Annotated in this window: 8 protein-coding genes; 7 read left to right on the forward strand and 1 reads right to left on the reverse strand. The window is 37.5% G+C overall.

The genetic code is table 11. The features are described from left to right. Window positions 1-81: 81 nt before the first annotated feature. From ACFILO_RS01705 to ACFILO_RS01725, 5 genes are all read left to right on the forward strand, one after another. Window positions 82-300, forward strand: coding sequence for a hypothetical protein (locus tag ACFILO_RS01705; protein ID WP_375612270.1), 219 nt, complete (start codon window positions 82-84; stop codon window positions 298-300). A gap of 356 nt (window positions 301-656) precedes the next feature. Beyond that, window positions 657-2,288: an ABC transporter substrate-binding protein gene (locus ACFILO_RS01710; RefSeq protein WP_375652934.1), complete on the forward strand. Its 1,632-nt coding sequence runs from the start codon at window positions 657-659 to the stop codon at window positions 2,286-2,288. Between the two features lie 908 nt (window positions 2,289-3,196). Continuing rightward, window positions 3,197-4,828, forward strand: a complete 1,632-nt coding sequence (locus tag ACFILO_RS01715; protein WP_375677741.1) for an ABC transporter substrate-binding protein — start codon at window positions 3,197-3,199, stop codon at window positions 4,826-4,828. Between the two features lie 402 nt (window positions 4,829-5,230). After that, complete coding sequence (gene xseA, locus ACFILO_RS01720) at window positions 5,231-6,661, forward strand: exodeoxyribonuclease VII large subunit (protein WP_375677742.1); 1,431 nt, start codon at window positions 5,231-5,233, stop codon at window positions 6,659-6,661. Continuing rightward, a complete protein-coding gene (locus ACFILO_RS01725) occupies window positions 6,639-7,265 on the forward strand; it encodes a DNA-3-methyladenine glycosylase I (RefSeq protein ID WP_375632504.1) in 627 nt (208 codons plus the stop codon). The genes xseA and ACFILO_RS01725 overlap by 23 nt, the downstream gene beginning before the upstream one ends. 215 nt (window positions 7,266-7,480) lie before the next feature. Here ACFILO_RS01725 and ACFILO_RS01730 read toward each other — a convergent pair whose 3' ends face one another. Further along, complete coding sequence (locus tag ACFILO_RS01730) at window positions 7,481-7,645, reverse strand: hypothetical protein (RefSeq protein WP_375646395.1); 165 nt, start codon at window positions 7,643-7,645, stop codon at window positions 7,481-7,483. A gap of 1,249 nt (window positions 7,646-8,894) precedes the next feature. On the opposite strand from ACFILO_RS01730, the gene ACFILO_RS01735 reads away from it, so the two are divergent. Together ACFILO_RS01735 and ACFILO_RS01740 are read left to right on the forward strand one after the other, a co-directional pair. Continuing rightward, entirely contained in the window at window positions 8,895-10,520 is a 1,626-nt protein-coding gene (locus tag ACFILO_RS01735) for an ABC transporter substrate-binding protein (protein WP_375677743.1), read from the forward strand. Window positions 10,521-10,881: 361 nt separating this feature from the next. Continuing rightward, entirely contained in the window at window positions 10,882-12,498 is a 1,617-nt protein-coding gene (locus ACFILO_RS01740; protein WP_375632502.1) for an ABC transporter substrate-binding protein, read from the forward strand. The last annotated feature ends 37 nt before the right edge of the window (window positions 12,499-12,535 follow it).

Consider the following 12,535-nt stretch of genomic DNA (forward strand, 5'->3'; position numbering starts at 1 on the left):
GAAACGAAGTGTAACAAATATCGCGGAATTTAGTGGTGCTAAAGGTGCAAAGGTTTTGCGATGTTGAAGGAAAGTTTTGTTATGGGGGTACACAAGGGATATCAGTTTTTTATGGTGTTTATATTTTCTTTTGCTTTGAAAGATGATGAGATGTCATTTGGAGGGTGTTATTTTACGGGGAGTGATGAAAAAATTAAATTTTCTTTTGAAGAAGGAATAAAAGTCGTTGCATTTGGCAAACTAACGAATTTTTCTGTTTTATCAAATCGTCAAATTGTTATGAAGGCTCGTTGTTATTAAGGTACTTGAGCTAAAAGGGGTAGTGCTTTGATGGTATAGAAAACGCCGGAAGAAATACGAGACAAGCTTGCTTAACAAGATAGAAAAAATACAGGTTTTATAGTCTTCAATAGTAGGCGTTATGATATCGTGATTAAGCTCTGTTGTTGGTGAGCATTCATTGTATATTAGAGTGTTTTCCTTTGTATGTTTTAGTTTGGCTTATAAGTGTAGACAAGAGGAGTCATTGGCAAGAGGTGCTTGTTCTTGAAGATTTTAAAGTTTGGTCTTTAGGAGTCTATCGTTCGTCTAAACTTAAATTAAGCACGTTTTGCTGCATGGAGAATTTATACAATAAACGTAAAAAGGAAAATTCTATGAAAGTGAAAAGAAAAATATTGAAAAAGGGCAGTTCTTTTGTTTCTGCTGTTCTTGCAATGGGGATGTTTGTGCAACAAGTTTCAGCAAAAACACCCGCCGATACGCTTGTGATGGCTTGGAATCTCGATCCAATAAATACATTTGACCCTGCACAACTTAATGACCGTTATGGAATTGAAGTGGTTAACAATATTTGTGATAATTTAGTCGTTTCTGCTACAGATGATGCGGCTAAAATGGTTCCCTCGTTAGCGAAGAGCTGGGATGTTTCAAGTGATGATCAGAGTACGGTGATTACTTTTCACTTGCGTGATGGTTTAAAGTTTTATGATGGTCGTCCTGCGAATGCCAATGATCTTGTTTGGGGTATGAAGCGGGTTGTCAAATTGAAATTGTCTAATGCAGCAACATTTAATGAATATGGGATTACAGAACAAAACGTTGATGAGGCTTTTCAAGCACCGGATGACAAAACGGTGGTGATGAAATTTGATAAACCTTATCCAGCAGAGCTCATTCTTAGCAATATTTCCACTAATCGCACTACTGCCTTGCTTGATCGTGAGACACTCATGAAAAACGAACAAGATGGCGATATGGGAAACCGATATTTGGCCAGTCATTCTGCTTGTGTTGGTCCTTATCAGCTAGAGAGTTGGCGCCCTGGAGAAGGAATTTTGTTGCGTGCAAGCTCCAATTATTGGGGGGAGGCGCCTAAATTGAAGAAGATTTTAATTCGCCATGTCGCGGAGCCTGGAACGCAACGTTTATTATTGGAAAAACATGATATCGATGTTGCACGTAATCTGATGCCAGAGGATTTGGCAGATCTCCAAGCAACAACGGATATTAAAGTTGAAAAAGTGTTGGCGCCCTCCATGATCATATGGGGATTTAATGCGACAAACCCTATTTTTGCCAATGAAAAAGTGCGTTTGGCGATGCGTTATCTTATTGACTATGAAGGACTCGGTAAGACTCTTCTCAAAGATGTTGGTATTCCACGTGCAAGTTTTATTCCTCTTGGTAATCTTGGAGCTTTGGATGAAAAAGAGGGACAACCCTTTAAACTTGATCTCCAAAAAGCAAAGCAACTTTTAACGGAAGCCGGTTATCCGGATGGTTTTGAGGCCAGTATTTTTGCCGGTGCCTCTCCTTATCCTTTTGCTTTGCCTATTGCTCAGTCTCTCCAAGACAATGCAAAAAAAGTTGGAGTACGTTTTAAAATTGAACGTTTTGTAGGTACGCAGTTGTTTTCAAAATTTTATGCGCGTGGTTTTGATACGATTTTTTTCGGATGGAATAATGGCTCTGGGGACCCCCATACAATGGCTTCACGTCTTATTTATAATCCAGATAATCGGCTTGAGGCTAAAAATACAGGCTATGCGAGTTGGTGCCATGGGTATTTGGATGAAACTATGAATCAAAAGGTTCAAGATGCATTGTTTCAAAAAGATCCCAAAAAACGGGCGCAAATGTATGCTGATTTACAACGTGATTTTATGCAGAAAGGGCCTTATGCTTTTATCTATCAGACATATGTTTCTGTAGCGATGACACCTGATGTCAAAAAATGGGTTTGGAATAGTGCACCACGTATTTTTTATAGTGCAATTGAAAAATAAAAAGGTATCAGGTTTATAAAATATAAAAAAACATGGTCATGATATATTTGATGTATTGCAAAGCTCTTTAATACTTTGCAATACGTTGAATTCTATCGGGAATGGATTACTATGTTGTGTAGAGAATTTTGTTTCAAAACATTCTATTGGGAAGAGAGGTTATTTATTTCGATAAATTCCACGTATATAGATATTAATATTTGATATTTCAATTTATATGTATAAAAAGTAATAAATTTGTTTGTTGCAAAAGACAGGTGTAACGAATAAAGCAAAATTTAGTGTTTCTGAAAAAATGGGGACTTTATAAAATGTTTTGGTGAGAAAAACTGTTGTATGCGGGTACGTGGGGAAACATCAAGCTACTCTTCTCATACCTCAGGTTACATTCCTTATGACTTAAAATATGATAATCTATAGGTTCGAAGCTGTTATTTGATACGGAGTTATAATAAAGTTCGAATTTTCTTCTGAAGAAGGGTGAAAATGGTTACGAAAAAATTTATTCAGGATCATCAAAATATCAAATTGTTTTGAGGCTTTTGAAGCAATTAGAGTAGCGCTTTGATGATACTTTTTAGAAAATCGCAAGAAGAAACTTGAAAAAGAAATCTTTTTAATGAAGCAAGGAAGGATTTTGGTCTGATATGCTCTGAATTATAAGTGCCGTGATGTCGTGAGCTATCGTGCGTGATAGCTTCATTTTAATCAGATCGTTTTGCGTTGCATATGTTCGTTTGTTCTATACGTATTGGGGAGGGAAGGAGCTTTTGAAAAGTGGCTGCTGCTTTTAGAGATTTTGATATTTTACCTCTAGGAGGCGTGTTTTCTAAGCATGATCTTATCATTTTTGCATGTTGTCACATGGGAAGTTATACAATAACCTTAAATCTTAAAAGGAAAATTCTATGAAAGTGAAAAGAAAAATATTGAAAAAGGGCAGTTCTTTTGTTTCTGCTGTTCTTGCAATGGGGATGTTTGTGCAACAAGTTTCAGCGAAAACACCTGCCGATACGCTTGTGATGGCTTGGAATCTTGATACAATAAGTACATTTGATCCCGCACAAATCAATGACCGTTATGGTAATGAAGTTCTTGTTAATGTTTGTGATAATTTAGTCGTTTCTGCTACAGATGATGCTGCTAAAATGGTTCCTTCTTTAGCGAAGAGTTGGGATGTTTCAAGTGATGATCAGAGTACGGTGATTACTTTTCATTTGCGTGATGGTTTGAAGTTCAACGATGGTCGTCCTGCGAATGCCAATGATCTTATTTGGAGCATGAAGCGGGTTGTTCAATTGAAGATGGCTACTGCGGCGACATTTAATGAATATGGGATTACAGAACAAAACGTTGATGAGGCTTTTCAAGCACCGGACGACAAAACGGTGGTGATGAAATTTGATAAACCTTATCCAGCAGAGCTCATTCTTAGCCATTTTGCCACTAGTCGTACTCTTGCTTTGCTTGATCGTGAGACACTCATGAAACACGAAAAAAATGGTGATATGGGAAACCGGTATTTGGCAAGCCATTCTGCTTGTGTTGGTCCTTATCAGCTAGAGAGTTGGCGCCCTGGAGAAGGAATTTTGTTGCGTGCAAGCTCCAATTATTGGGGGGAGGCGCCTAAATTGAAGAAGATTTTAATTCGCCATGTTGCGGAACCTGGAACACAACGTTTATTGTTGCAAAAACACGATATCGATGTTGCACGTAATCTGATGCCAGAGGATTTGGCAGATCTCCAAGCAACAACGGATATTAAAGTTGAAAGAGTGTTAGAGCCATCCGTGATCATATGGGGGTTCAATGTGACAAATCCAATTTTTTCCAATGAAAAAGTGCGTTTAGCGATGCGTTATCTTATTGACTATGAAGGACTCGGTAAGACTCTTCTCAAAGATGTTGGTATTCCACGTGCAAGTTTTATTCCTCTTGGTAATCTTGGAGCTTTGGATGAAAAAGAGGGACAACCCTTTAAACTTGATCTCCAAAAAGCAAAGCAACTTTTAACGGAAGCCGGTTATCCGGATGGTTTTGAGGCCAGTATTTTTGCCGGTGCCTCTCCTTATCCTTTTGCTTTGCCTATTGCTCAGTCTCTCCAAGACAATGCAAAAAAGGTGGGGGTACGTTTTAAAATTGAACGCTTCGTAGGCACGCAGTTGTTTTCAAAACTATCTGCACGTACTTTTGATACAATTTTTTTCGGATGGAATAATGATTCTGCGGACCCCCATACAATGGCTTCACGCCTTATTTACAATCCTGATAATCGGCTTGAGGCGAAAAATACAGGCTATGCGAGTTGGTGCCATGGGTATTTGGATGAAACTATGAATCAAAAGGTTCAAGATGCGTTGTTTCAAAAAGATCCCAAAAAACGGGCGCAAATGTATGCTGATTTGCAACGTGAATTTATGCAGAAAGGACCTTATGCTTTTATCTATCAGACGTATCACACGATAGCGATGACACCTGATGTTAAAAAATGGGTTTGGAATAGTGCACCACGTATTTTTTATAGTGCAATTGAAAAATAAAAAGGTATCAGGTTTATAAAATATAAAAAACATGGTCATGATATATTTGATGTATTGCAAAGCTCTTTAACACTTTGCAATACATTGAATTTTATCGGGAATGGATTACTATGTTGTGTAGAGAATTTTATTTCAGGAATTCTTATAGAAGATGTGTTTGTTTGGATGTTAGGATTGAATATTTTAACTTCTATTGATAGAATTTTCGGATGAAATAATGACTCTAGACATCCCCATACAACGGCTTCAAGTTTTTTTTTACAACCCTGATAATCGATTTGAAATTAAAAATATAAGCTGTTCTAGCCGGTGTTATGGGTATTTTGATGAAGCTATAAATCAAAAGTTTAAAGATGTGTTGTTTCAAAAAGGTTCACAAAAACGGGCGTAAAGAATTGAAAAATGGTAAGTTTGTTTAGTGAAAAAACAGGTGTAACAAATGTGGCAGAATTCACTGTTTCCGAAATAGCAGGGGCTCTAAAGCGTGTTGTTGAAGAAAAGTTTGGTTATGTACGGGTGCGTGGGGAGATATCAGGGTACCGTGGTACTCATGCTTCGGGACATGCTTATTTTGCTTTAAAAGATGATAAGGCACGGTTGGAAGCTGTTATTTGGCGTGGAGTTATGGAAAAGCTCAAATTCCCTCCTGAAGAAGGGATGGAAGTAGTTGCTGTTGGTAAACTTACGACGTATCCAGGGTCATCGAAATATCAAATTGTCATCGAGGCTCTTGAACCAACGGGGGTTGGTGCTTTGATGACACTTCTTGAAAATCGTAAGAAAAAGTTTTTAGAAGAAGGCTTGTTTGATGAAGAAAAGAAAAAAACTTTGCCTTATATGCCTCGAATTTTAGGCGTTGTAACATCACCAACAGGTGCTGTTATTCGTGATATTATTCATCGTATATCCGATCGTTTTCCGTTGCATATTTTGGTTTGGCCTGTACGTGTTCAGGGGGAAACAAGTGGGAGGGAAGTGGCTGTTGCTGTTGAAGGTTTTAATGCTCTTGGTCCAGGTGGACTTATTCCAAAACCTGATCTTATTATTGTTGCACGGGGAGGAGGAAGTTTAGAAGATTTGTGGGGGTTTAATGACGAAGCTGTTGTTCGTGCTGTTTATGAATCTTCTCTTCCTGTTATTTCTGCTGTTGGGCATGAAACGGACTGGACCTTGATTGATTATGTGGCTGATTGGCGCGCTCCAACTCCTACCGCCGCAGCAGAACGGGCTGTTCCTGTTAAGCTTGATCTCGAGGTGCTGGTGGCATCGCTTGATGCACGTTTGCGCAAGGGACTCGCGCGTTATTTGGATTTTTATCGACAAAAATTGCGTGCTACTCTACGAGCTCTTCCGACTGCCGATCAACTTTTTGCTCTACCACGGCGTGGTTTGGATGAAACTTCAAGTCGATTGCAGCGTGCTCTTTGTGTAAGCTACGATAAAAAACGTTTTTCTTTTCATGCACTTGGTGTGCGTCTTTCACCGCGTTTGTTAAATAGTGAAAAAGCACAACGCAATACAAAGGAATATACGGCACGTCTTCAGCGTGCTTTTGTGCGTAGTGTGGAAAAAAAACGGGCTGGGTTAGAGGTAGTATCTAGGCTTTTAAGAAGCACTTCATATCAGAATATTTTGGAGCGCGGTTTTGTTTTGGCTTTGGGGAAAGAGAATAAGCCCATTAAACGCTTGGCTCAGTTTCCTGAAATGGGGCACATAAATTTACGTTTTTTTGATGGAGATATCAGTGTTGCAACACAAGAGCCTATTTCCGCTAAACGGTCAAAACACAAGCAGATAAAGTCGCCAAGCGATGATCAAGGAACTCTCTTTTAATACGGTTAATGCCATGCTTGCGGAAGGTCTTCTTAAGGGAGTAGATGGAAAAGTTCGTTGCGCATGGGCTGGAACGGATCCACTTTATTGTGCTTATCATGATACCGAATGGGGAAAGCCTGTTTTTGAGGATATTCGTTTGTTTGAGAAAATTTGTCTTGAAGGTTTCCAAGCGGGGCTTTCTTGGTTTACAATTTTAAAAAAACGCTCTTTTTTTCGCGTTGCATTTGATCACTTTGACTTTGAAAAGATTGTTCATTACGATGAGCTAAAGGTGAAAATGTTAATGCAGAATAAAGACATTGTTCGCCATCAAGGAAAAATTCAATCAGTGCTTAATAATGCACTTAGAGCACAAGAAATTATAACAGAGTGGGGAAGTTTGTCCCGCTATTTTTGGTCTTTTCAGCCACCACAATCAGAGCGTTATGAAAAGATAGACTTTCAAACACTGTTGGCTAACCCTATGACACCTGCTTCTCTTCGTCTTTCTCAAGACTTGAAGAGACGTGGCTGGACATTCGTTGGCCCCACAATTTGTTATGCTTTTATGCAGTCCGTAGGAATTGTTAATGATCATCTTGAAGGATGTTTTTGTCGATAAATTGGCAAACTTTCTTTTGTAAGAGTAATGATTAATAGGATAATAATTGAATTATTTAATAAATGTATAAATTATACAATTCCGCTGTATAAGATAATTGAAATATACAAACTATACAATATTAATGATTTTCTATTGTTGTTGGCACTAAAAACGATAAAGGTATAATTTTGAGGATGAAAAAACAGACGCAAAAAGGAGTGATATCTTAACTGTTATGTATCTGAAGTGAGATAATGGTAATGTCTTGTATGTTTTAAAGAAACATTTAGTACACCAAAGCCCATTTCGCGACGCAGCCCGTGAATGGTATGACAGATAAGTCCATAATGCACTCCATCTTTAGGTTTATGAAGGAGCAAATCGGCACCATCACACATTTACTAGCTCTCAGTGTTGTGAAACAGTCTTTGGCATTTGTAATGGTTCAGAAGAGTTTTTTTATTTCCGTTAATAACGTGACTGTTATAATTAATGAATATTTTATTCATGTTTGTTGACGAATGCAAAGTGGTTGTTAGATGGGGTGCTGTTGTTGCATTGTTTTTCTTTGCTTGTATGACTGTTGGTTTATTTATATGTAGGTTGATTGCCCAATGCTTACCTAGGCAATATAAAATGAAATGCAGCGATGAAAAATTGAAGTTAAATGACTCAAGCTGCTTGTGTTGGGTTTTATTATCTGATAGCTTTCCTCTATTAGTAGAGTGATCTTGCCGCGTGTGCGCTCCAATTTTTTGGAAGATGATTAAGCTCATGCAGGCTTGTATCCACTACATTGCTTCGTTGAATCTCTGTATGTTTCCGCTGGAAACGAGAGTTCTGTTGCGGTATGTTGTTTTCTATTCTATTTTTATAGTGGTAAAGCAATGATGCACGCCAAAGTTTAGAAGGGTTTATATTCGTTATGTCTTTAGGGGGGAAACGTCTAATGAATTTTATTTTTATCAATGAGAGAATGCATTTTAGTGTATATTCTTTTATTGTAAGCTTTATTTCTCAAAAGATAAAGCGTGGAAGGAATGCTTCTTCTCATTTTTCCTTTATCTTTGTTAACGCGTTTGGTTTTGTTGGTAAAAACGTAAAACTTTTGACACTTAGTTTTCAAAAGATTAAGCAGCTTTTTGTGGGGGATAGCGTTTTAGAAAAGATATTTTCTTATGTCTTTCTGCTGTTCCAGTGTCGTTTTTGTCATGTAGTAAAGATGCGCCGTATCTTGAAACAGTGTTTGAGGGGGATGACTATTTTTAAAGTTTGCATATTTTATTTTAAATGTCGCCTAAAGGAATAGAATAATGAATTCATAAATTTTTGCGTAATGATTTTTTTAAAGCTCACTATTTTTGGGGCGACAAGGCTTATTGATGATTAATAGGGAACTGATATAGTGCATTATCATATGCAAAGAAAGGTTATGAAAAGAAATGTAATACTGGTTAGCAAAACATATATTGTATGTTCGCTATGGTTTATTGAGACGTAAGTCAATGAATTTATCAAGTAGATGACTCTGTGTAGGTGATTAAAAATATAGGCGATTAGAACGTATTTATTCAATGTTATAATTATAAATTTGCTATATTATTTCAGCGTCATTAATTGATAAAAAATAAATAAAGGGAAAAGTTTATGAACTTGAAGAAAACAATATTGAAAAGTAGCAGCTCTCTTGTTGCTGCTCTTATGGCTTTGGGCGTAGTTGTACAACAGGTTTCAGCAAAAACACCCGCTGATACCCTTGTGATGGCTTGGAATCTTGATGCAATCAGTACGTTTGATCCCGCACAACTTAATGATGTTTATGGAAGTGAAATTATTTACAATATTTGTGATAACTTGGTGAGTACTGCGACAGATGATCCTGCTAAAATGGTTCCCGTTTTAGCAACACATTGGGATGTTTCAGGTGATGATCACAGTACGGTGATTACTTTTCATTTACGTGATGGTTTGAAGTTTAATGATGGCAGATCAGCCAATGCCAATGATCTTGTTTGGGGTATGAAGCGGATTGTCAAATTGAAGATGGGTAATGCGGCAATTTTTAATGAATATGGAATTACAGAACAAAATGTTGATGATGCTTTGCAAGCTCCCGATGAGAAAACGGTTGTGATGAAATTTGATAAGCCTTATCCAGCAGAGCTCATTCTTAATAATATTGTTGCGAGTCGTGCAACAGCTTTGCTTGATCGTAAGACGATTATGAAACACGAAAAAGATGGCGATTTTGGAAATCAGTATTTGAAAAGTCATGCTGCTTGTGTTGGTCCTTATCAGTTAAAAAGTTGGCGCTCTGGAGAAGCTCTTTTGTTGCGTGCAAGCTCTCACTATTGGGGACAAGCGCCTAAACTGAAGCAGATTTTAATTCGCCATGTTGCAGAGCCCGGAACACAACGTTTGTTGTTGCAAAAGCACGATATTGATGTTGCTCGTGATTTGACACCTGAAGATCTTGCAGATCTGCAAAAAACAACAGATGTTAAAATCGAAGAAGTGTTAGAACCAACTATGATGTACTGGGGATTCAATACGACGAATCCTATTTTTGCTAAGGAAAAAGTACGTTTGGCGATGCGTTATCTCATAGATTATGAAGGTCTTGGCAAGAAGCTTCTCAAAGGGATTGGTATCCCACGGGCCAGTTTTATTCCTCTTGGCAACTTTGGGGCTTTAGATGAAAAAGAGGGGCAACCCTTTAAACTTGATATTCAAAAAGCCAAGCAACTTTTAGCAGAGGCTGGTTATCCAAACGGATTTGAGGCAAATTTTCTCGTGTCAAACACTCCTTATACTTTGTTACTTGCTCAGTCACTCCAGGATAGTGCTGCACAGGCGGGCGTGCGTCTTAAAATTGAACGTGTAGCAGGTACACAGTTATTTTCAAAAGTGGATGCTCGAGCTTTTGATACGGCTTTTATCGGATGGAATAATGATTCTGCGGATCCTCATACCATGGCTTCACGTCTTATTTTCAATCCAGATAATCGTTTTGAGGCTAGAAATACAGCCTATCCTAGTTGGAAGCATGGGTATTTTGATGCTAAGATGAATCAAAAAGTTGAAGAAGCGTTGTTTCAAAAAAATCCGCAAAAACGAGCGCAACTCTATGCTGATTTACAACGTGAATTAATGCAAAAAGGACCTTATGCGTTTATCTTTCAACAATATAGCGTTGTCGCGATGACGCCTGATGTCAAAAAATGGGTTTGGAATAGTGCACCGCGTATTTTTTATAATAAAATTGAAAAATAAGTGTGTCTTTTTAGTGTTATCAAAGCTAAAAAGAGCTTAATCATAATTGCATGATGAAAATATTCTCCCATATAAAGCTCTTCAGTTTTTTTAGGATGAAACTGTGAGGGATGTTTGTGTAGTAGCAGTATATAATTAAGATCGTTTATAGGGAGCGATGAATATAGAAAGTTATATTGGGGAGGATCTTTGTTTATGGTTATAGATTCTCTGCATCCCGAATATAGACTGATGTATAAGAAAATTATTTTGTAGATGCTTAGTTTGATTAAATGAAATTGATGTCTAATGCTATGCTATTTAAGCAAAATCACAATCACTTTGTGTGAAAAGGTAGAAGAATACAAAAGGAAGAGATAAAATGGGAAAACAAAGAATATTGAAAAAATTTTCTATTTTATTAAGCTCAATCGTTTTTTTTAATGGGGCTGTAACATCGGCATTCAGTGCCTCATCTAAAGATATATTGGTAATGGCATGGAATATTGATTCAATTAGTAGTTTTGATCCAGCGCAAACTGTTGAGGTTGTGACGAGTGAGTTATTGACGAATATTTGCAGCGCGTTAGTGCAATATGATGAGCATGATCCTACAAAAATTCGCCCTGCTATGGCAAAATCTTGGGACGTTTTAGACAATGGCAAAAGAATAGTCTTTCATCTTCGTGATGATTTAAAGTTTAATGATGGAAGGATGGCTACAGCGCAAGATTTGGTATGGTCGATGCGACGGATTATTAAATTAGGATTAAGCTATGCTCAATCTTTAATGGATTATGGGTTTACCAAAAACAATATTGAAACAAATATTCAGGCTCTTGATGATAAGACTTTACAATTAAAATTAGATAAACCCTATCCTATTCAGCTCATATTGACTGTTATTGGACAATCTTATGCTTCTGCTTTGCTTGATCGGAAAACAATTGAAGCACAGAGTATTAACGGTGATATGGGGAATAAATATTTAGCAACACATACAGCTTGTGTTGGACCTTATAAATTGGTGAGCTGGTCTCCAGGAGATAAAGTTGTGTTAGAGGCGACACAACATTATTGGGGCGATGTGCCTAAAATTAAGCAGATTGTTGTGCAGCATGTAGCGGATTCATCAAGTCAAAGACTTCTTTTGGAAAAAGGTGATGTGGATATAGTGCGTGATCTTTCTTCAGAGGATATTTTAGATCTTGAAAAAAAAGGAGGCCCAGTCAAAATTAGTCGTGTTTTGCGTCCGCAGATTATTTACTTATCGTTAAATAATAAGAATGCAATTTTTGCGAATGAAAAGGTCAGATTGGCACTTCGTTATTTGGTTGATTATGAAGGTCTTGGAAAAACTGTTTTGAAAGGGATTGCTATTCCTCGGGCAACTTATATGTCTTTAGGTGTTCCAGGTGCTTTAGATGAAAAAGAAGGTTTGCCTTTTCAGTTGGATTTGAAAAAAGCAAAACAACTGATTACTGAAGCTGGTTATCCTAATGGGTTTAAAGCTAATCTTTTAGTTGGAAGCCTTAGTTATATGTCGTCTGTTGCACAGTCTATTCAAGCCAATGCACGCAAAATTGGTGTTGAGCTTACAATTGAAAAAATGGCACAAAATCAATTGTTGAGCCGTGTACGTGGTGGAAATTATGATACTGCTATTATGGGGTGGGGGAGTGCCGATCCTGATGGACATCCTGCTTCATTAAATCACGTGTTTAACCCTGATCCAACATTTACAAAAAAGCACAATATGTATTTAGCTTGGCGCGCTGGGTATTATGATGAAAATATTAATAACATGGTGATGGATGCTTTGTTTGAGAAAGACCCCAATAAGCGTATCATGCAATATCGTACTTTACAGCATTATGTGCTAGAGCATGGTCCTATGGTTTATTTATTTCAGACATATTATACCGTTGGTATGGGGCCTGATGTCAAAAAATGGATTTGGAACAGTTATAGACTTTATTACAATGAAGCAGAAAAATAAAAAGAAGCATGTTATAGAAAAGGATTGTAGAACATGC

Source organism: Bartonella sp. AP72JLCBS (genome assembly GCF_042195705.1).
In the GTDB taxonomy this organism is placed as follows: domain Bacteria; phylum Pseudomonadota; class Alphaproteobacteria; order Rhizobiales; family Rhizobiaceae; genus Bartonella.